18 protein-coding genes and 1 pseudogene are annotated in these 20,925 nt (G+C 67.3%); 13 read left to right on the forward strand and 6 right to left on the reverse strand.

The features are described 5' to 3' along the window. From uxaC to gndA, 9 genes and pseudogenes are all read left to right on the forward strand, one after another. Positions 1-1,461, forward strand: a complete 1,461-nt coding sequence (uxaC, locus tag LRS09_RS13245; RefSeq protein ID WP_374684837.1) for a glucuronate isomerase — start codon at positions 1-3, stop codon at positions 1,459-1,461. A 31-nt stretch (positions 1,462-1,492) separates the two neighbouring features. Further along, the gene (locus LRS09_RS13250; protein WP_257807237.1) at positions 1,493-2,467 is read left to right on the forward strand and encodes a TRAP transporter substrate-binding protein; all 975 of its coding nucleotides are present in this window, start codon (positions 1,493-1,495) and stop codon (positions 2,465-2,467) included. A gap of 132 nt (positions 2,468-2,599) precedes the next feature. After that, positions 2,600-3,190 (forward strand): TRAP transporter small permease, encoded by a 591-nt coding sequence (locus tag LRS09_RS13255; protein WP_257807238.1) that lies wholly within the window; start codon positions 2,600-2,602, stop codon positions 3,188-3,190. 2 nt (positions 3,191-3,192) lie between these two features. Then, positions 3,193-4,473 carry a TRAP transporter large permease gene (locus LRS09_RS13260; protein WP_257807239.1) on the forward strand — a complete coding sequence of 427 codons (1,281 nt, stop codon included), beginning with the start codon at positions 3,193-3,195 and terminating at the stop codon, positions 4,471-4,473. 8 nt (positions 4,474-4,481) lie between these two features. After that, a complete protein-coding gene (locus LRS09_RS13265; RefSeq protein ID WP_257807240.1) occupies positions 4,482-5,234 on the forward strand; it encodes a FadR/GntR family transcriptional regulator in 753 nt (250 codons plus the stop codon). Between the two features lie 30 nt (positions 5,235-5,264). Further along, complete coding sequence (gene kduI, locus LRS09_RS13270) at positions 5,265-6,101, forward strand: 5-dehydro-4-deoxy-D-glucuronate isomerase (protein ID WP_257807241.1); 837 nt, start codon at positions 5,265-5,267, stop codon at positions 6,099-6,101. Then, positions 6,098-6,856 carry a 2-dehydro-3-deoxy-D-gluconate 5-dehydrogenase KduD gene (gene kduD / locus LRS09_RS13275; RefSeq protein WP_257807242.1) on the forward strand — a complete coding sequence of 253 codons (759 nt, stop codon included), beginning with the start codon at positions 6,098-6,100 and terminating at the stop codon, positions 6,854-6,856. The genes kduI and kduD overlap by 4 nt, the downstream gene beginning before the upstream one ends. 9 nt (positions 6,857-6,865) lie before the next feature. Beyond that, positions 6,866-7,207, forward strand: coding sequence for a cupin domain-containing protein (locus LRS09_RS13280; protein ID WP_257807243.1), 342 nt, complete (start codon positions 6,866-6,868; stop codon positions 7,205-7,207). A 122-nt stretch (positions 7,208-7,329) separates the two neighbouring features. Beyond that, positions 7,330-8,756, forward strand: a pseudogene (gene gndA / locus LRS09_RS13285) (NADP-dependent phosphogluconate dehydrogenase). Here the strand turns inward: gndA and LRS09_RS13290 are convergent. After that, a complete protein-coding gene (locus tag LRS09_RS13290) occupies positions 8,753-9,760 on the reverse strand; it encodes a LacI family DNA-binding transcriptional regulator (protein WP_257807244.1) in 1,008 nt (335 codons plus the stop codon). The pseudogene gndA and the gene LRS09_RS13290 overlap by 4 nt on opposite strands. Positions 9,761-9,931: 171 nt before the next feature. Between LRS09_RS13290 and mgrA the strand changes: the two genes are divergently transcribed. Both mgrA and LRS09_RS13300 read left to right on the forward strand, forming a co-directional pair. Beyond that, positions 9,932-10,978 carry an L-glyceraldehyde 3-phosphate reductase gene (mgrA, locus tag LRS09_RS13295; protein ID WP_257807245.1) on the forward strand — a complete coding sequence of 349 codons (1,047 nt, stop codon included), beginning with the start codon at positions 9,932-9,934 and terminating at the stop codon, positions 10,976-10,978. 73 nt (positions 10,979-11,051) lie between these two features. Beyond that, the gene (locus LRS09_RS13300; protein WP_257807246.1) at positions 11,052-12,671 is read left to right on the forward strand and encodes a glycoside hydrolase family 43 protein; all 1,620 of its coding nucleotides are present in this window, start codon (positions 11,052-11,054) and stop codon (positions 12,669-12,671) included. 31 nt (positions 12,672-12,702) lie between these two features. On the opposite strand, the gene LRS09_RS13305 is transcribed toward LRS09_RS13300, so the two are convergent. The 5 genes from LRS09_RS13305 to hutI form a co-directional block, all read right to left on the reverse strand. Further along, positions 12,703-13,269 (reverse strand): HutD family protein, encoded by a 567-nt coding sequence (locus LRS09_RS13305; protein WP_257807247.1) that lies wholly within the window; start codon positions 13,267-13,269, stop codon positions 12,703-12,705. Then, the gene (gene hutU / locus LRS09_RS13310) at positions 13,269-14,942 is read right to left on the reverse strand and encodes a urocanate hydratase (protein ID WP_257807248.1); all 1,674 of its coding nucleotides are present in this window, start codon (positions 14,940-14,942) and stop codon (positions 13,269-13,271) included. The genes LRS09_RS13305 and hutU overlap by 1 nt, the downstream gene beginning before the upstream one ends. Beyond that, on the reverse strand, positions 14,939-15,739 hold the full coding sequence (gene hutG, locus LRS09_RS13315; RefSeq protein ID WP_257807249.1) for an N-formylglutamate deformylase: 801 nt from the start codon (positions 15,737-15,739) through the stop codon (positions 14,939-14,941). Before hutG ends, hutU begins: the two co-directional genes overlap by 4 nt. A 142-nt stretch (positions 15,740-15,881) precedes the next feature. Continuing rightward, positions 15,882-17,411, reverse strand: a complete 1,530-nt coding sequence (gene hutH / locus LRS09_RS13320) for a histidine ammonia-lyase (protein ID WP_257807250.1) — start codon at positions 17,409-17,411, stop codon at positions 15,882-15,884. Between the two features lie 198 nt (positions 17,412-17,609). Further along, positions 17,610-18,791: an imidazolonepropionase gene (gene hutI / locus LRS09_RS13325; RefSeq protein WP_257807251.1), complete on the reverse strand. Its 1,182-nt coding sequence runs from the start codon at positions 18,789-18,791 to the stop codon at positions 17,610-17,612. A gap of 72 nt (positions 18,792-18,863) precedes the next feature. Between hutI and LRS09_RS13330 the strand changes: the two genes are divergently transcribed. Together LRS09_RS13330 and LRS09_RS13335 are read left to right on the forward strand one after the other, a co-directional pair. After that, positions 18,864-20,234: a formimidoylglutamate deiminase gene (locus LRS09_RS13330; RefSeq protein WP_257807252.1), complete on the forward strand. Its 1,371-nt coding sequence runs from the start codon at positions 18,864-18,866 to the stop codon at positions 20,232-20,234. Next, positions 20,234-20,914, forward strand: coding sequence for a GntR family transcriptional regulator (locus tag LRS09_RS13335; RefSeq protein ID WP_257807253.1), 681 nt, complete (start codon positions 20,234-20,236; stop codon positions 20,912-20,914). The genes LRS09_RS13330 and LRS09_RS13335 overlap by 1 nt, the downstream gene beginning before the upstream one ends. Positions 20,915-20,925 lie beyond the last annotated feature (11 nt).

Consider the following 20,925-nt stretch of genomic DNA (forward strand, 5'->3'; position numbering starts at 1 on the left):
ATGTATGCTTCCATACCAGTTCATCGCAAGGAGTTCTCGGGAGGAAAGTCCAGCGTGCCCCTGCTGAGCGACGACAGGTTGTTTCCCGCCGACGCGGCTGCGCGTTCCATAGCGCGACAACTCTACGCGTCGGTCAAGGACCTGCCGATCGTCAGCCCGCATGGCCACACCGATCCGCGCTGGTTTGCCGAGAATGCCAACTTTCCCGATCCCGCCCAGCTCATCGTCGTTCCGGACCACTACATCTTCCGCATGCTGTTCAGCCAGGGCGTGCCGCTGGAGCGGCTGGGTGTGCCGCGGGTCGACGGCGGCGCGGTCGAGACCGATCCGCGCGCGATCTGGCGGCTGTTCGCCGAGCACTATCATCTCTTCCGCGCCACGCCCTCGCGGCTTTGGCTGGACCACACGTTCGAGAGCCTGTTCGGTCTCGACGCTCCGCTCTCAGCCTCAACGGCGGATCTCTACTACGACGCCATCGACGCGAAGCTGAAGCAGGACGACTACCGCCCGCGCGCCCTCTACGAGCGCTTCAACATCGAGGTGATCGCCACGACCGAAGGCGCGCTCGACGACCTGCGCTGGCACGCCCAGCTCAAGCAGTCGGGCTGGAAGGGCAGAGTGGTGACGACCTACCGGCCGGATTCGGTCACAGATCCCGATTTCGAGGGATTTCGCGACAATATCCGGGTTCTGGGCGAAATCACCGGCTGCGACACCGGCACATGGCAGGGCTATCTGGAGGCGCACCGTCGTCGTCGCGCCTTTTTCCGCGACCATGGCGCCACGGCAACGGACCACGGCCACCCGAGCGCCGACACCGCGAACCTGTCCGCCGACGCGGCCGCCAAGCTCTACCAGATCGTCACGTCCCGCGATGCGACGCCCGACGAGGCGCGCCTGTTCCGCGCCCAGATGCTGACGGAGATGGCGAAGATGAGTGTCGAGGACGGCATGGTCATGCAGATCCATGCCGGCTCGCGTCGCAACCACTCGGCCGACATTTTCGCCCGCTTCGGCCGCGACAAGGGTTTCGACATCCCTGGCCGCACCGACTACGTGCAGGCCCTCAAGCCGCTGCTCGACGCTGTCGGCCTTGAGCCGAACCTCACCGTGATCCTCTTCACGCTCGACGAGACCGTCTATTCGCGCGAGCTCGCACCCTTGGCCGGCGTCTATCCGTGCCTGCGGCTCGGCCCGGCCTGGTGGTTCTTTGACAGCCCGGCCGGCATGCGCCGCTTCCGCGAGCTGACGACCGAGACCGCCGGCTTCTACAACACCGTCGGCTTCAACGACGACACCCGCGCCTTTCCCTCGATACCCGCCCGGCACGATGTGGCCCGGCGGGTCGACTGCGCTTACCTCGCGGACCTCGTGGTCGCGGGCCAGCTTCGCGACGATGAAGCGGCGGAGCTTGCCCACGATCTCGCCTACCGCCTGGCCAAGTGCGCCTACCGACTCTGAACTGCAACGTCAGGAACAATGGGAGGAAAGCATGAACCTGATACGCACACTGGCGGCCGCCGTGGCCGTGACTGCCCTGATGACGGCAAGCGCTTTGGCGCAGACCGTGCTGAAATCGTCCGACACGCATCCGGACGGATATCCGACCGTGGAGGGCGTCAAGTATTTTGGCGAACTGGTGAAGGAGCGCACCAACGGGCGCTACTCCGTCGAGGTCTACCACTCGGCCCAGCTTGGCCAGGAGAAGGACACGATCGAGCAGGTCCGCTCCGGCGTGATCGAGCTGAACCGTGTCTCGATGGCGCCGTTCAACGGCACCGTGAAGGAGACCATCGTGCCTGCGCTGCCCTATCTCTTCCGCTCGGAAGAGCACATGCACAAGGTGATGGACGGTGCGATCGGCGACCAGATCAAGGCGGCGTTCGAGCCGGCCGGGCTGGTCGTTCTCGCCTTCTATGACGCCGGTGCGCGCTCGTTCTACAACAAGACCAAGCCGATCAACTCGGTGGCCGACATGAAGGGCCTGAAGTTCCGCGTCATCCAGTCCGACATCTTCGTCGACATGGTCGCGGCCCTCGGGGCCAACGCCACTCCGATGCCGTATGGCGAGGTCTATTCGGCCATCGAGACCGGCGTCATCGACGGCGCGGAGAACAACTTCCCGAGCTATGACACCGCCAAGCATTTCGAGGTCGCGAAGAACTACTCGCTCGACGAGCACACCATCCTTCCCGAAGTGTTCGTCATGAACAAGGGCGCGTGGGACAAGCTGACGCCCGAGGACCAGGCGATCTTCAAGCAGGCCGCCACCGACAGTGTCGCCAAGCAGCGTGAGCTGTGGTCCGCCAAGGTCGCGGAATCGCGCAAGATCGTAGAGGCCGCGGGCGCGCAGATCACCACGCCGGAGAAGCAGGGCTTCATCGACGCGATGAAGCCGGTCTACGAGAAGCACGTTACCGACGACGTGCTCAAGAAGATGGTCGCCGACGTCCAGGCGGTCCAGTGAGCTTGTGAAGTAGTGGAATGACCCCTCGCCGTCTCAGGCTTCGCCCGATCCACCTCGCCCCCAGAACGGGGGGAGGGGTGGCTGCCGAAGGCAGACGGTGAGGGGAGTGCTTTAGGCGTTGCGGAGCCATCTATGTCCACCGACCTACGAACCGGCGTGCCCATCCTCTCGCGCCTCAACACTACAGCGCTCTACCTCGCCGGCCTCGGCCTCGTGGTGATGACGGTTACCGTCGCCTACCAGGTGTTCTGCCGCTACGTGCTGAACGACTCGCCGAGCTGGACCGAGCCCGGCGCGGTGATGCTGATGAGCTGGTTCATCTTCCTCGGTGCGGCGGTCGGCGTGCGCGAAAACAACCACATGGGCTTCGACGTGCTGCTCTACGTGCTGCCCCCGGCGGCGAAGAAATGGCTGCGCATGACCTCCGACATCGTCGTGCTCGCCTTCGGCATCGGCATGATCTGGTACGGCGGCAAGCTCGTCGGACTGACCTGGAGCACCGTCATGCCGGCGCTGCACATCTCCGGCGGCTGGGACTACGTGCCGGTGGTCGCGGGCGGCCTGCTCGTTTCGCTCTTCGCGCTGGAGCGCATCGTGCTGCGCTTCACGGGCGCGCCGATCGACGACATCCTCGACGACCTGCCGCCGCCTGAAATCGCCGTCGAACTGGAAAACGTCGAGGAAGTGCGCCGCGACGCGGCAGAATTGGCGAAGAGGACCTGACGATGGAACTGTGGATCCTCTTCGGTACCTTCACGCTCCTGATGCTGATCGGCACGCCGATCGCCTTCTGCCTCGGCGTCGCCAGCTTCGCGACGGTGCTCTACATGGGCCTGCCGCCGCTGGTCGTCTTCCAGCAGCTCAATTCCGGCATGAGCGTCTTCTCGCTCCTGGCTATTCCCTTTTTCATCTATTCCGGCGACCTGATGGTGCGCGGCGGCATCGCCCAGCGCATCGTCGCCTTCGCCGCCTCGCTGGTCGGCCACATCCGTGGCGGCCTCGGCCAGGTCAACATCGTCACTGCCACGCTCTTCGGCGGCATCTCGGGCTCGGCGGTCGCGGAAGCCGCGGCGGTGGGCGGCCTGATGATCCCGCAGATGAAGGCGCGCGGCTATGGCGCGGACTACGCGGTCAACGTCACCTCCATGGCGGCGCTGATCGCGCTGCTGCTGCCGCCGTCGCACAACATGATCATCTATTCGATCTCGGCCGGCGGAAAGATCTCGATCGCCGACCTCTTCACCGCCGGTGTCATCCCCGGCCTGCTGCTCGCGGCGTCCCTCATGGTCACGGCCTATTTCGTCGCGCGCAAGCGCGGCTATCCGACCGAGCCTTTCCCCGGCTTCGGTGCGATCGTCTATCTCTTCGCGGTCGCCACGCCCGGCCTGCTTCTCATCGCCATCATCTTCGGCGGCGTCCGTTCAGGCATCTTCACGGCGACCGAGAGTTCCTGCATCGCTGTGCTCTACGCGCTGCTGGTCACGCTCACGATCTACCGCCAGATGAGGTGGGAGGATTTCGTCCACGCTACCATGGGCGCGGTGCGCACCACGGCGATGGTGCTGCTCATCATCGGCACGGCGGCAGCCTTCTCCTGGCTTATGGCCTTCCTGCGGGTGCCGGCGACGCTGGTCGCATGGATGCAGACGATTTCGGACAATCCGATCATCATCCTGCTCCTGCTCAACGTCATCATGCTCGTGCTCGGCACCTTCATGGACATGGGGCCGACCATCATCATCACCACGCCGATCTTCCTGCCGATCGTCCAGGCCTATGGCATCGACCCGGTGCATTTCGGCGTCATCATGATCCTCAACTACGGCATTGGCCTGAACACGCCACCGGTCGGCGGCGTGCAGTTCGTGGCCTGTGCGGTGGGCAAGATCACCGTGTGGGAGGCGATGCGGTCGATCTGGCCGTTCTACGGCGCCGGCGTCGTCGTTCTGTTGCTCGTCACCTACATCCCGGCGCTCTCGCTGTGGCTGCCGGCCGTGTTCAGGTGAGCATGGCGATGAGCGACGAAACGCTGGCCCCCCTCCGCAGGCCCAAGCTGGCCGACCGGCTCGTCGAGGAGATCCGGACCCGGATCTCCTCGGGCGACCTCAAGCCGGGCGCGCGGCTGCCGACCGAGCAGCAGCTTACCGAGGAGCATCGAGTGAGCCGGACCGTGGTGCGCGAGGCGGTCACCCGGCTCGCCGCCGACGGGCTCGTCACCGCGCGCCAGGGTGCAGGCGTCTTCGTCAACGATCGGCCTGAGGCCATGCTCGGAAGCCTGCTCGCCGACATGACCGGCAAGGTCTCCATGGTGCTCAACGTGCTGGAGGTGCGCATGGCGATCGAGATCGAGGCCGCAGCGCTCGCGGCACAGCGCAGGACGGCCTCGCAGGAAGCCGACATCCGCGTGGCCTTCTCCGCGTTCGACACGCAGCTGAGCCGCGGCGAGCCGACCGGCGCGGCGGATTTCGAATTCCACCGGGCGATTGCGGCGGCGACCAGCAATCCGTTCTATGTCGAGATCCTCGACGTGCTCGGCCGACGCACCATCCCGCGCGATCTGGTCACGACGGTCTCGGCCAGCCTGCTGCAATCCTCGGACTACCAGCAGCGGCTGCAGGCCGAGCATCGCGACATCATGAACGCCATCATCGACGGCGACGCCACCTCGGCACGCGACGCCATGCGGCGGCACCTGTCGGCGAGCCAGCGCCGCTACCAGAGCCTGCTGCACGGCGGCGACCTTCCGCGCTCCGCCGCCAGGGCGTGACGATCATCTTTCATACAGGGACTGCAAGCCATGCATGTTGAAGTCAGACAGGCCATCGATCCACAGGCAGCGGCGGGCTACGGTACCGACCGGCTCCGGGCGGAATTCCTGATCCAGAGCCTGTTCGTCCCGGGCGAGATCAGGCTCACCTATTCGCAATACGACCGGATGGTGGTCGGCGGCGCCACGCCCGCGGGCGCCGCGCTAAAGCTCGAGCCCGTCAAGCAGGCCGGCACGCCATCATTCCTCGATCGCCGCGAGCTCGTCGCGGTCAATATCGGCGGCAAGGGCACGATCTCCGCCGGCAACGACAGCTTCACGCTCGACCATCGCGACATGCTCTATCTCGGCATGGGCGCCGGGGAGGTTTTCTTCGCCAGCGCGGATGCCGCGAACCCGGCGAAGTTCTACCTGCTCAGCGCCCCCGCGCATCATTCCTATCCGTCACGGCTGGTGCGGATCGGCGAGGCGAACCGTCTCGACCTCGGCGCGCAGGCGACGTCGAACGAGCGCTCGATCTATCAGTTCATCCATCCCGACGTGTTGCAGACCTGCCAGCTCGTCGTCGGCATGACGGTGCTGGCGCCGGGTTCGGTATGGAACACCATGCCCTGCCACGTGCACGACCGGCGTTCCGAAGCCTATCTCTATTTCGCGCTGGGCGAGGACGCGCGCGTCGTCCATCTCATGGGCGAGCCAAACGAGACGCGGCATCTGATCGTGAAGAACGAGGAGGCGATCCTGTCGCCGGGCTGGTCGATCCATTCGGGCGCCGGCACCTCGAACTACACCTTCATCTGGGCCATGGCCGGCGACAATGTCGACTACAAGGACGTCGACATGGTCGCAATGGGAGATCTGAGATGAGCGGTCTGTTCAGCCTTGAAGGCCGGCGCGCCATGGTGACGGGCGCCAACACCGGCATCGGCCAGGGTATCGCGGTCGCGCTCGCCGCGGCTGGCGCGGAAGTGCTCGCGGTCGGGCGCTCGTCGATGGCCGAGACCGAAGCCGCGATCCGCGACGCCGGCGGCAAGGTCGTTGCGCTCAAGGCCGATCTCGCCAGGACGGCGAGCGTGGCGCCGATGCTCGACACCGCCTGGGAGGCGCACGGCCCGATCGACATCCTCGTCAACAATGCCGGCATCATCCGCCGCGCGGCGGCGGTGGATTTCTCAGAGCAGGACTGGGACGACGTGCTCGACGTCAACCTCAAGAGCGTCTTCCTGCTCAGCCAAGCCTTTGCCCGCCGCGTCTTCGCGGCGGAGCGCACCGGCAAGATCGTCAACATCGCCTCGCTGATGTCGTTCCAGGGCGGTATCCGCATTGCCTCCTACACGGCCGCGAAGAGCGGTCTCGCCGGGCTCACCCGCATCCTCGCGAACGAGTGGGCGGCCAAGGGCATCAACGTCAACGCCATCGCGCCGGGCTACATCGTCACCAACAACACCGAGGCGCTGCGCAACGATCCGGAGCGGTCGACCGACATCCTCAAGCGTATTCCGGCCGGCCGGTGGGGCAGCGCGCAGGACATCGGCGGCACGGCGGTCTACCTCGCCAGCGACGCGGCGAACTACGTCCACGGCGCGATCCTGCCGGTCGACGGCGGTTGGCTGGCACGCTAGGAGAACTCGATGACCGCGAGCGACAATTTCGTGAGACCGGGCGAGGCGGACTGGACCCCGACCGAGCCCGGCGTCAAGCGTCGCATCCTGACCTACAACGACCAGCTGATGGTGGTGGAGGTCGCCTTCGAGGAGGGCGCGGTCGGCTCGCTGCACCGGCACCCACACATCCAGGCGAGCTATGTCGCAGAGGGCGCCTTCGAGGTGACCATCTCCGGCCGCACCGAAGTGCTGACTAAGGGCCAGAGCTTCATCGTGCCGGGCGACGAATGGCATGGCTGCCGCGCCCTGGAGGCCGGCGTGCTGATAGACACGTTCACGCCGATGCGAGCCGAATTTCTCGCTAATTGAGCCGTTGCCGCGATTCTGCATGGATTTCATGCACGAAGTTGCGTTGACGGAATGCGACCCGCCTGTTCATCATTCCCTCCAAGCTCGCAAAGAGTACCCAGAACAATTTAAGGGAAGAAGCGATGTCGCATGCTGAAATCGGACTGATCGGGCTCGGCGTGATGGGGTCCAACCTCGCGCTCAACATCGCCGAGAAAGGTCATCCGATCGCGGTCTACAATCGCACGGCCTCGCGCACCGGCCTGTTCTTCGAGAATGCCGAGGACCTGCGCGAAAACATCGTTCCCTTACCACGCTCGCCGACCTCGTCGCCGCCATTCGGCCGCCGCGGCCGATCATCATCATGACCCAAGCCGGCAAGGCGGTCGACGAACAGATCGCCGCGCTGCGCAAGCTGTTGTCGCCGGGCGACATCATCATCGACGCCGGCAACGCCAATTTCCGCGACACGATGCGCCGCTTCGCCGAGCTCGAGGGCTCGGGCATCGAGTTCCTCGGCGTCGGCGTGTCCGGCGGCGAGGAGGGCGCACGACACGGCCCCTCCATCATGGTCGGAGGTGCCAAGGAGTCCTGGCAGCGCGTCGAAGCGGTTTTGACCGCGATCGCCGCCGCCTACAACGGCGAGCCCTGTGCCGCATGGCTCGGTCCGGACGGCGCCGGCCATTTCGTCAAGACGCTGCACAACGGGATCGAATATGCCGACATGCAGATGATCGCCGAGGTCTACGGCGTCATGCGCGACGGGCTCGGCATGGGGCCGAAGGAAATCGGCCATGTCTTCGGCCGCTGGAACGAAGGCCCGCTCAACTCCTACCTGATCGAGATCACCTCCACCGTGCTCGCCGCCGACGACCCGCAGACCGGCCGGCCGATGGTCGATGTGATCGTCGACAGCGCCGGCCAGAAGGGCACCGGCCGCTGGGCCGTGATCGAGGCGCAGATGATGGGCGTCCCGGCCACCGGCATCGAGGCGGCGGTCGCCGCGCGCAGCCTGTCGTCGATGCGGCAGGAGCGCGACGCGGCCGAGCGGGCCTATGGGTCGCCCGTAAAGTCGATCGATCCGGCCGATCGCGACGGGCTGATCGCGGATCTGGAACAGGCGCTGTTCGCCGCCAAGATCGGCGCCTATGCACAGGGCTTCGCGGTGATGCGCGCAGCCTCGCAGGAGTTCGGCTGGGACCTGCCGATGGCGACGGTGGCGCGGATCTGGCGCGCCGGCTGCATCATCCGCTCGCAGTTCCTCGACACCATCGCCTCCGCCTTCGAGGCGAAGGCCGACCTTCCCAACCTTCTCGTCTCGCGCGCCTTCGTCTCGATGGTGTCGAAGGCTGAGCCGTCGCTGCGCCGCGTCGTGGCAACGGCCGCCACGCATGGCCTCGCGGTGCCTGCCATCTCGTCGGCGCTGGCCTATTTCGACGCCTATCGTCTGGCGCGGGGAACGGCGAACCTGATCCAAGCCCAGCGCGACTTCTTCGGCGCCCACGGCTTCGAGCGCATCGATGGCCCTGGCGCGCATCACGGCCCGTGGGGTGGCCACATGGCCGGCTAGGCCGGCCGGGTGCTGTCTCTCACGATCAACGTCGCCGGCAGTGTGCGGACAAGTTCGGTCGTCTCGCCGTGGAAAGCCTTCAGGAACGTTGCGAACGCCGCCTCGCCGATCTCGTGCCGGGGCTGTCGCACCGTGGTCAGCGCCGGGATGTAGCGCTCCGCGATGTCGATGTCGTCGAAGGCGACGACAGACAGGTCGCGCGGCACCTCGACCCCCTTGCGGTGCAGTTCCGAGATGAAGCCGAACGCCATCTCGTCATTGGCGAGGAACACCGCGCGCGGGCGCTCTACCAACTCCAGCCATGCGCGCCCGGCCTGCACGCCGGACTCCAGCGTGAAGTCGCCCTGCAGGATCCAGTCCGCGCGGATCGGCAGGCCGTGCCGCGCCATCGCCCGCCTGTAGCCGGCGAAGCGGGCATCAGTCAGCACGTTGCCGGGCGGGCCGAGCAGGTGGCCGATGCGGCTGTGGCCGAGCGAGACGAGGTGGTCGACCGCCAGCTCCGCGCCGCCCTCATTGTCGAACCTTACCGAGGGAACGCCGAGCCCGTCGCGCCATTCGCAGGCGAAGACCAGCGTCGGCATGCCGCGCCCGCCGGCGGCGGACAGGACCGATCCGGGCAGATTGCCGTCGAGCGAGATCAGCCCGTCGGCGCGATTGTTGCGGACGAAGTCCATCAGCATCTCGCCGCCGCCCGGCGGGCGGGTGTCGGAAACCAGCACCGTGTAGCCCGCGCGGCTTGCGGCGGATTCGATGCCGGCGATGATGTGGGAGAAGAACTGGTTGCCGAGGTTCGGCACCAGCACGACGATGGCGCTCGTCATTCGCCGCCGCAGGTTGCGCGCGAGCTGGTTGACGACGTAACCGGTCTGCTCCACCGCGCGCAGCACCTTGAGCCGCGTCGCCTCGGACACCTTGTCCGGAAAGGACAGCGCCCGGCTCACCGTCGCGGCGGAGACGCCGGCGGCTTGTGCGACGTCGCGTACGGTCGGCTGGCGGTTCGGCATTCCCCCTCGCGTGCTTCGCCGGACTCTTTCGCGTCGAAGCCTGGAAATCAATGTAATCGATTGCAGAACCGGCGACTTTCGCTGTCGAAATACTGGAGCGCCGCCCCTTAATCGATTAGAACCAGACATGACAGATCGGCAATGGGCCGACGATACCGGGAGAAGACGCAGATGGCCTGGCAGCCCGCCGCGAACCGTTACGACAAGATGATCTACAACCGCTGCGGCACGTCGGGCCTGAAGCTGCCGGCACTGTCGCTCGGCTTTTGGCACAATTTCGGCGACGACACGCCGCACGCCACCAAGCAGGCGATCGCGCGCAAGGCCTTCGATCTCGGCATCACCCATTTCGACCTCGCCAACAATTATGGCCCGCCGCCCGGATCGGCCGAGCTGGCCTTCGGCGAGATGCTGCGCACCGATTTCGCCGGCTATCGCGACGAGATGATCATCTCCACCAAGGCCGGCTACAACATGTGGCCCGGCCCCTACGGCGAATGGGGCAGCCGCAAATACCTGCTCGCCTCGCTCGACCAGAGCCTGAAGCGGATGGGCCTCGACTATGTAGACATCTTCTATTCCCACCGCTTCGACCCGGACACGCCGCTGGAGGAGACGATGGGCGCGCTCGACCATGCGGTGCGCTCCGGCAAGGCGCTCTATGTCGGCATCTCCTCCTACAACTCGCAGCGCACCCGCGAGGCGGCGACCATCCTGCGCGAGCTGGGCACGCCCTTCATCCTCCATCAGCCGAGCTATTCAATGATCAACCGCTGGATCGAGGACGACGGCCTGCTCGATACGCTCGACGGTCTGGGCGTCGGCTCGATCGTGTTCTCGCCGCTGGCGCAGGGCATGCTGACGGACAAGTATCTGAAGGGCATTCCCGAGGGCAGCCGCGCCACGCAGGGCAAGTCGCTCCGGCAGGATTTCCTCAACGACAAGACGATTGAGAACATCCGCGCCCTGAACGGCATTGCCAGCCGCCGCGGCCAGACGCTGGCGCAGATGGCGATCGCCTGGGTGCTGCGCGGCGGCCGCGTGACCACGGCCCTGATCGGCGCGAGCCGGCCCGAGCAGGTCGAAGACTGCGTCGCAGCACTCGACAACCGCGATTTCACCCCGGCCGAACTCGCCGAGATCGACACCTACGCCAAGGAAGCGGACATCAACCTCTGGGCGGCGTCGGCGGAGCGGAAGGGACCGGCGAGGAAGTAGGCTATCCACGCAGGGCAGAGGGGGGTCCCTGCGCCACGCATCGACGAAACGGGCTTTGGGAGGAGCCGCACGCATGACAAAGATCCGCAACCCGATCCTGCCCGGCTTCAATGCCGATCCGTCGATCTGCCGGGTCGGCCGCGACTACTATATCGCGACATCGACCTTCGAGTGGTATCCGGGCGTGCAGATTCACCACTCGACCGACCTGGCGAACTGGACGCTGGTGAAGCGTCCGCTGGATCGCGCGAGCCAGCTCGACATGCGCGGCAATCCGGACTCGGGCGGCATCTGGGCGCCGTGCCTGTCCTATGCCGACGGCCTGTTCTGGCTGGTCTACACCGACGTGAAGCGGCTGGAGGGCAACTTCAAGGACGCGCACAACTACATCGTCACCGCGCCCGCGATCGAAGGCCCGTGGTCGGACCCGGTCTATGTCAATTCGTCTGGCTTCGACCCGTCGCTGTTCCATGACGACGACGGAAAGAAGTGGTTCCTCAACATGCAGTGGAACCACATCTCGCACGGCGTCGGCGGCAGCCCGAAGCATCCGTCCTTCGACGGCATCCTGCTGCAGGAATACGACCCGAAGGCGCAGAAGCTCGTCGGCCCGATCCGCAACATCTTCGCCGGTTCGACACACGGGCTGGTCGAGGGGCCGCATCTCTTCAGGCGCGACGGCTGGTATTATCTGACCACCGCGGAAGGCGGCACTGGATACGACCACGCGGTGACCATGGCCCGCTCGCGCGACATCGCCGGGCCCTATGAACTGCATCCCGGCACGCATCTCATTACCTCGAAGGACGCGCCCGACGCGCCGCTGCAGCGTGCAGGCCACGGCCAGATCGTCGAGACGCCGGACGGCGAGGTCTACCACACGCACCTGACCGGCCGGCCTCTGCCCGGTCTGCGCCGCTCGCCGCTCGGCCGCGAGACGGCGATCCAGAAATGCGAGTGGCGCGACGACGGCTGGCTGTATCTCGCGCATGGCGGGCAGGTGCCGGCGCTGGAAGTCGATGCGCCGAGGGGAACGGCGGGCAGCAGGGCGGACCGCTCGGTCTCCATCCGCCACGATTTCGCCGATGCTACGCTGCCGCTCGACTTCCAGTGGCTGCGCACGCCGGTGCCGGAGCGCATCTTTGCGCTGCCCGGCAAGGGGCTGCGCCTCTTCGGCCGCGAGTCGATCGGAAGCTGGTTCGAGCAGGCGCTGGTCGCGCGCCGGCAGGAGCATTTCATCTACCGCGCCGAGACGTCGCTCGCATTCCAGCCGGAAACCTACCAGCAGGCGGCGGGGCTGGTGAGCTACTACAACCGCCACAAGTTCCACTTCCTGGCGGTGACCTATACGCCCAAGGCCGGCCGCGCGCTGATGATCATGTCCTGCCTAGGCGACTGGCAGAACGGCAAGCTGACCTTCGGCCTGCCCGAGCCGATCCCGTTGCCGGACGGCGAGATCGGACTGCGCGCCGACGTCGACGGCGCTGCGCTGCAGTTTTCGTATTCCACCGGCGGGGACTGGATGCCCGTGGGCGAGATGCTCGACCAGTCGCTGATTTCCGACGAAGGCGGCCGCGGCGAGCACGGCTCCTTCACCGGCGCCTTCGTCGGCATGGCGGCGTTCGACACATCGGGCCGGGCGATGCCGGCGGACTTCGGATACTTCCTCTATGAGGGTTTCGACCGGCCTTAGGCGTTCGCGACCGGCACTTGCCGGCACTCGCCTACGTCGCGACCGGCTCGATCTCGATCAGGAAGATGTCGCAAGAGTGATTGGCCTGTACCCTGATCTTCTCCCCACGGCTGAGGGCGACCAGGGCGTCGAAGCGATGGAGGGGGGCGCCGACGACTGTGACCGGGCCGTTCAGCAGGAGCACGTTCGTGTCGCCGGCGCCCTGCACGACGACCAGTCCATCGCACCGCATCCGCGTCATGCGGTGGCTAAACGCGTCGCGCCGGGTCATGACGTTGAGGTCCGTGGTCTCGCCCGCGAGCAGCTCCGACCGGACCACCGCCTCTCCGGGGAACCGGAACGGTGCATCGTCCGGCGTCAGCACCATGAGCTCCCCGTCGACATCGAGCCGCATGCCTGCGCCGTCCAGCACCGCGATGCTGCGGTCGATGCCCGGGAAGCGCGAGAACGGGCCGGCTTCGGCCACCGTCGCGATGCTGATGCGCCAAAGGAACTGCGTGGGATTGGCGGGGTCCGGCTCGACCATGACCTCGCGCGTCAGGCCGCCGCCGTTTTTCCACGGCACGACGCGGTGGTCGGCGGCGCGGATGATGCGCATCAGTTGCCGAGGATGCCGGGCAGCCTGAGGCCCTTGTCCTTCGCGCAGTCGATGGCGATGTCGTAGCCGGCGTCCGCGTGGCGCATGACGCCCGTCGCCGGGTCGTTCCACAGCACCCTTTCCAGCCGGCGCGCCGCGTCGGCCGTGCCGTCGGCACAGATGACCATGCCGGCATGCTGCGAATAGCCCATGCCGACGCCGCCGCCATGGTGCAGCGACACCCATGTGGCACCGGACGCGGTGTTGAGCAGCGCGTTGAGCAACGGCCAGTCGGACACGGCATCGGAGCCGTCCTTCATCGCCTCCGTCTCGCGGTTGGGCGAGGCGACGGAGCCGGAATCGAGGTGGTCGCGGCCGATGACGACCGGGGCCTTCAGCTCGCCCTTCGCCACCATTTCGTTGAAGGCGAGGCCGAGCCGGTGCCTGTCACCCAGGCCGACCCAGCAGATGCGCGCGGGCAGCCCCTGGAAGGCAATGCGCTCGCGCGCCATGTCGAGCCAGTTGTGCAGATGCGTGTTGCCGGGCGTCAGCTCCTTGACCTTGGCGTCGGTCCTGTAGATGTCCTCGGGATCGCCCGACAGGGCTGCCCAGCGGAACGGGCCGATGCCGCGGCAGAACAGCGGGCGAATGTAAGCCGGCACGAACCCTGGGAAGGCGAAGGCGTTCTCGAAGCCTTCGTCCTTGGCGACCTGGCGGATGTTGTTGCCGTAGTCGAGCGTCGGCACGCCGTCGTTCCAGAAGGCGACCATCGCCTCGACATGCTCGCGCATGGAGGCGCGGGCGGCTTTTTCGACACGCTTGGGATCCGTCTCCCGCGCATCGCGCCACTCAGCGACAGTCCAGCCTTTGGGCAGGTAGCCATTGAGCGGATCGTGCGCCGAGGTCTGGTCGGTCAGCATATCGGGGCGAATTCCGCGCCGGTAGAGCTCCGGCACGATGTCGGCGGCGTTGCCCAGCAGGCCGACCGACTTCGCCTCACCGGCCTTCGTCCAGCGGTCGATCATCGCCAGCGCGTCGTCCAGCGTCGTCGCCTTCTCGTCGACGTAGCGGGTGCGGAGCCGGAAGTCGATGCGGGTCTCGTCGCATTCGATGGCGAGGCAGGACGCGCCGGCCATGACGGCGGCGAGCGGCTGCGCGCCACCCATGCCGCCGAGTCCTGCCGTCAGTATCCACTTACCTTTCAGGCTGCCGCCATAGTGCTGGCGGCCGGCCTCGACGAAGGTCTCGTAGGTGCCCTGCACGATGCCTTGCGTGCCGATGTAGATCCACGAGCCGGCGGTCATCTGGCCGTACATGGCCAGCCCCTTCTTATCCAGCTCGTTGAAATGGTCCCAGGTCGCCCAGTGGGGCACAAGGTTGGAATTGGCGATCAGCACCCGTGGCGCGTCCTTGTGGGTGCGGAAGACGCCGACCGGCTTGCCCGACTGCACCAGCAGCGTTTCTTCCTCGGTCAGTGTCTTCAGCGTCGCGACGATGGCGTCGAAGTCGGCCCAGGTGCGCGCCGCGCGGCCGATGCCGCCATAGACGACCAACTCGTTCGGGTTTTCCGCGACGCCCGGGTCGAGATTGTTCATCAGCATGCGCATCGGCGCTTCGGTCATCCAGCTTTTGGCCGAAAGCTCCGGACCGTGCGGGGCGCGGACCTCGCGGATATTGTGGCGGGGATTGGTCATGTGCGGCCTCCGAGTTCGTAGGCGATACGTTCGATCTGGGTGAGGATGTCGGCGAGCACGGTGCGCAGCCGCCGCGCCTTGCCTGGGTCGAGGGCGAAGGGGAGCTCCTCGGCGGCGAGGTGCGTGATCTGCGCCAGCTCCATCTGGATCGCGTGGACGCCAGTTTCTGGCCTGCCGTAGTGCCGCGTCGTCCAGCCGCCGCGGAAGCGGCCGTTGAGGACGGATGTGTAGCCGACGGCTCGTGCGCAAATCTCGGCCACGGCGCGTTCGATCTCCGGTGCGCAGGTGTTGCCGTTGTCGGTGCCGATGTTGAAATCCGGCAGGACGCCGTCGAACAGGAACGGGCAGCGCGAGCGGATGGAGTGGCAGTCGTAAACCACCGCGATGCCGTGCAGGGCTTTCACGCGCGAGATCTCGGCGGAAAGCGCGGCGTGGTAGGGCCGGTGGAAGTCGGCCAGCCGCTCCGCGATCTCCGCCTCGGCCGGTGCGTCGTTCCAGAGCGGCTGATTGTCGAAATCCGTCAGCGGCACCAGGCCGGTCGTGTTCTGGCCGGGATAGAGGCTTTGGCCGGACGGATCGCGGTTGGCGTCGATCACATAGCGATGGAACGTCGCGCGCACCGTCGTCGCGTCGGGCAGCAGGCCGCCATAGAGCTCGTGGATGTGCCAGTCGGTGTCGCGGAGTTTTGTCCCTTCAGCGTTGAGGCGGGCGGCGATCGAGGATGGCACCTCGGTTCCCGTGTGCGGGAAGGCGAGGATGACGGGGGAGGAGCCGGGGTGGAGTTCGAAGGGGGTCATCAAGGCGTGCCCCCTCCACCACGCTTCGCGTGGTCCCCCTCCCCCGCTTCGCAGGGGAGGATCGACGGCACCGCCGGCACGACCTTAATCCTCCCCCGTTTACGGGGGAGGGGGACCACGTAGTGGTGGAGGGGGCGCGGCGTCATGTCAGTCCCGGCAATATGCGCGCGCTGACGCTCGCATTCAGCGCGCCGCTCTTCACCAGTTCGGCACCTGCCTCCAGGTCGCCGGCCATGAAGCGGTCGACCTCCAGCGTCGGCACGACGCAGCGGATCGTCCGGTGTGCAGCAGCCAGCTCGATGCTTGTCGTCAGCGGCGCGCGGAAATCGAGTCCCTGCGCTGCCACCACCGCTTCGATGCCGATGATGCCGGCTAAATTGTCGGTCATCTGCAGCAGCCGCCGGGCGCCGTGGCAGGCCATCGACACGTGGTCCTCCTGGTCGGCGGAGGTCGGCGTGGAGTCGACGGAGGCCGGATGGGCCATCTGCTTGTTCTCGCTCATCAGTGCAGCTGATGTAACCTCGGCGATCATCATGCCGGAGTTGAGGCCCGCGTTCTTGGCCAGGAAGGGCGGCAGGCCGTAGGAGAGCTTCGGGTCGACTAGCAGCGCCACGCGGCGCTGCGCGATCGCGCCGATCTCGCAGACGGCGATGGCGATCTGGTCGGCGGCGAAGGCCACCGGTTCGGCGTGGAAATTGCCGCCGGAGACGACCCGGCCGTCGGAGAGAACCAGCGGATTGTCGGTGACGGCATTCGCCTCGGTCTCCAGCGTCGTCGCGGCCATGCGCAAGAGGTCGAGGCAGGCGCCGTCGACCTGCGGCTGGCAGCGTATGCAGTAGGGATCCTGCACGCGCTCGTCACCCTCCAGATGGCTGTCGCGAATCTCGGAGCCGGCCATCAGCGCGCGCAGCGCCGCTGCCGTCTCGATCTGGCCGCGATGGCCGCGCAGCGTGTGGATTTCCTCGACGAAAGGCGCGGACGAGCCCATCGCAGCATCGGTGGACAGCGCGCCGGTGATCAGCGCCGCATTGGCCGCGCGATGTGCGCGGAACAGGCCGGCAAGCGCAAGTGCTGTCGACACCTGGGTGCCGTTGATCAGCGCCAGCCCTTCCTTGGCCGAGAGCACGATCGCGGCAAGGCCGGCCCTGTCAAGCGCGGCCTTGCCGCTCATCCGGTCGCCGGCAAAGAAGGCTTCTCCCTCGCCGATCATCACCGCCGTCATATGCGCCAGCGGTGCGAGGTCGCCGGATGCGCCGACCGAGCCCTTCTCGGGGATCACCGGAATCACGCCCTTGGCCAGCATCGCCTCGATCAGCTCGACCACCACCGGCCGCACGCCCGATGCGCCGCGGCCGAGCGAGATCAGCTTCAGCGCCATGATCAGCCGGACGATGTCCGGGGCGAGCGGGGCGCCGACGCCGCAGCAGTGCGACAGGATCAGGTTGCGCTGCAGGGTCGCGAGGTCGGACGGCGGAATGCGCACCGAGGCGAGCTTTCCGAAGCCGGTATTGACCCCGTAGACGGCATCCCCGCCGCCCGCGATCTCCGCTATGCGGGCAGCGGCCTTCGCGATACCGGGGCGGAAGGCGTCGTCCAGCCGGGCGGGGGCGCCGCTGCGGTAGATGGTTTCAAGGTCGGAGAGGGGAACCGCGCCGGGGTGGAGGGTGATCATGCGTAATGCGCCTTTCCTGATAGGTCCGTCCCCCTCACCCGGCCTCCGCTTCGCTCGGCCACCCTCTCCCCAAGGGGAGAGGAGGCCTGCAGACGTCCGTGCTCCTTCCCCACCAAGGACGTGGCGGAGGCAGTGGATCGCCTCCTCTCCCCTCGGGGAGAGGGTGGCCGAGCGAAGCGGAGGCCGGGTGAGGGGACATCACGCAATCTTCCGGAACAGCGGGTTGAACCCGATCCTGTAAGTGAGCTCTGCCGGTTCGGCGGCGTTCCAGATGGCGATCTCGGCGCGCTTGCCAGGCTCCAGCGTGCCGATGTCGCCGGATAGGCCGAGCGCGCGGGCGGCGTTGCGGGTGAAGCCGGCCAGCGCCTCCTGCGGCGTCAGCCGGAACAGGGTACAGCCCATGTTCATCGTGGTGAGAACGGAGGTGAGCGGCGAGGTGCCGGGGTTGCAATCGGTGGCGAGCGCGATCGGCACGCCCGCCTCGCGCAGCAGCTTCACCGGCGGCGCCTGCGTCTCGCGCAGGAAATAGTAGGCGCCGGGCAGAAGCACCGCGACGGTGCCGGCCGCGGCCATTGCCGCGACGCCCGCGGCGTCGAGATGCTCCAGATGGTCGGCCGACAGCGCGCCATAGGAGGCGGCGAGCCGGGCCCCACCGAGATTGGACAATTGCTCCGCGTGCAGCTTCACCGGCAGGCCGAGCGCGCGCGCCCTGTCGAAGACGCGGGCGATCTGGGCCGGCGAGAAGGCGATGCCCTCGCAGAAGCCGTCGACGGCGTCGACGATGCCTTCGGCTTGGGCGGCTTCGAGCCCCGGCAGCGCGACCTCGTCGAGATAGGCCTCAGCGCGGCCCTTGTATTCGGCGGGCACGGCATGCGCGGCGAGCCAGGAGGTGACGACGCGCACGGGCCGCAGGCCGCCGAGCCGGCGTGCGGCGCGCAGCATCTTCAGTTCGTCGGCTATGGTCAGCCCGTAACCCGACTTGATCTCGACCGTGGCGACGCCCTCGGCCAGCAGTGCGTCGAGGCGCGGCAGCGCCTGGGCGACCAGCTCGTCCTCGCTCAATGCGCGCGTCTGCGTGACGCTCGAGACGATGCCGCCGCCGGCGCGTGCGATCTCCTCGTAGCTCGCGCCTTCCAGCCGCATCTCGAATTCGCGCGCGCGGTTGCCGCCGAAGACGAGGTGGGTGTGGCAATCGATCAGCGCCGGCGTGGCAAGGCGGCCGGCGAAGTCCTCGCGCTCCACGCCCTGCCAGCCGGCAGGCGCGGCGCCGACGAAAGCGATCCGCCCGTCCTCGATTCCGATCGCGCCGTCGACCATGCCCCAGCCGTGCGGCCCGGCCATGGTGGCGATGCGCAGATTGTCGAGAAGGCGACGGCTCATCGGAATTCGCTTTTAATGTCTGCGCATATTGCTATTATGTATAGACATAAAGAGTCAACGGGTGGTTTGTCGATGCAGACGATTTTCGCGCGGCGGGCATTGCTGGCAAGGGGCTGGGGTCACGACGTGGCGGTCTCGGTCGACGGGAGCGGACGGATCGCCGATGTCGTCGAAGCTGCTTCGAGGCCGTCCGGTGCGTCGAGCGTCGACGTCCTGCTGCCGGCGCTGTCCAACCTGCACAGCCACACCTTCCAGCGCGCCATGGCGGGACTGACCGAGACGCGCGGGCCGTCGCAGCACGATTCCTTCTGGACCTGGCGCGAGGTGATGTACCGCTTCCTCGACGTGCTGACGCCCGACGAGATCGAGGCGATCGCCGCCTTCGCCTTCATGGAGATGCAGGAGGCGGGCTTCTCGGCCGTGGCCGAGTTCCACTACCTGCACAATCGTCCGGGCGGGGCGGGCTACGACAACCCGGCGGAACTGTCGCAGCGCATCGCGGCGGCCGCGGCGGAGACCGGTATCGGCCTGACGCTGCTGCCGGTGCACTACGCGCAGGGCGGCGTCGACGGCCGGCCGCTTGCCGGCGGACAAATGCGCTTCCGCAACGACCTCGCCTCCTTCGAGGCGCTCGCAGCCCGGATGCCGCAGATCGCGGCCGGCCTGCCTGCCGACGCGGGTTGGGGCGTCGCGCCGCATTCGCTGCGCGCGGTCTCGCGCGACGATCTGCGCCATCTTGCGGCGATTGCGCCCGACCGCCCGCTGCATATGCACATCGCCGAGCAGGAGAAGGAGCTGGAGGAGACCCGCGCGGTCTTCGGTGTCCGGCCGGTCGAGTGGCTTCTGTTCGAGCACGACGTTTCCGCGCGCTGGTGCCTGGTCCATTGCACCCATATGACGCCGGCGGAGACCGAGGGCCTGGCGCGCAGCGGCGCCGTCGCAGGCCTGTGCCCGGTCACCGAGGCCAATCTCGGCGACGGAATTTTCGATGGCCGGCGCTATCTCTCCGCCGGGGGCTTCTTCGGCGTCGGCTCCGATTCCAACATCCGCATCTCGGCGTCCGAGGAACTGCGCCAGCTCGAGTATTCGCAGCGCCTGCGCGACCGGCTGCGCGTGGTGCTGGCCGATCCCGGCCAGTCGGCGGGCGATGTGCTCTACCGCGGCGCACTTGCCGGCGGCGCAAGGGCGCTCGGCCGCGACACGGGCGCGATCGAAACAGGCCGCTGGGCGGACCTCGTCGCACTCGATCTCGACGCGGCAGGCTATGCGCCTCTTGGCGAGCAGGCCGCGCTCGATGCATGGGTCTTCTCGGCCGGCAATGCCGCCGTGTCAGACCTCTGGTCGGCGGGGCGGCACAGGGTCAGGGGCGGCCGGCACGTCGCGCGCGAGGCGATCGCCTCGCGCTACCGGGCCTGCCTGGCATCGATACTGGAGCGTTTCTGATGGCCACCTTCCGGGCGATCAAGGAAGAGATGGAACGCCGCATCGCCGCGCGCGAATGGGAGCCAGGCGCGACCATTCCCGCCGAGGAGGAGCTGGCGCGCGAATTCGGCTCGGCGCGTGCGACCGTCAACCGCGCGCTGCAGGAACTCGCCCGCGCCGGCGTGGTCGAGCGCAAGCGCAAGGCCGGCACGCGCGTCTCGCTGCACCCGGTGCGCGAGGCGCGCTTCGTCATCCCGCTGGTGCGGCAGGAGATCGAGGCGGAGGGCGCGGAATACCGCTATGCGCTCTTGTCGCGCGGGATGGAGCGCGCGCCGGATCTCGTCCGCGCCCGCCTCGGCGTCGAGGGCGAGCTCCTCCACCTGCGCTGCCTGCATCTCGCCGACGGCGCGCCGTTCCAGTTCGAGGACCGCTGGATCAATCCGGCGGCGGTGCCCGGCGCCCTGGAGGAGAGCTTCGCCGGAATCAGCCCGAACGAATGGCTCGTCCGCAATTCGCCCTTTTCGCAGGCCGACTTCTCCTTCCGCGCCGCCCGCGCTTCGCGCTCCGAGGCCGAAATCCTCGGCCTGCCGGAAGGCGAGGCCGTGTTCGTCGCCGAGCGCGCGACCTTCATCGGCAAGGCGCCGGTCACCCTCGTCCGCCTAGTCCATCCGCCCGGCTACGTCCTGCGCACCTCGCTTTGATGGACGGCGCG

The organism is Mesorhizobium sp. J428 (assembly GCF_024699925.1).
Classification (GTDB): Bacteria; Pseudomonadota; Alphaproteobacteria; order Rhizobiales; family Rhizobiaceae; genus Mesorhizobium_A.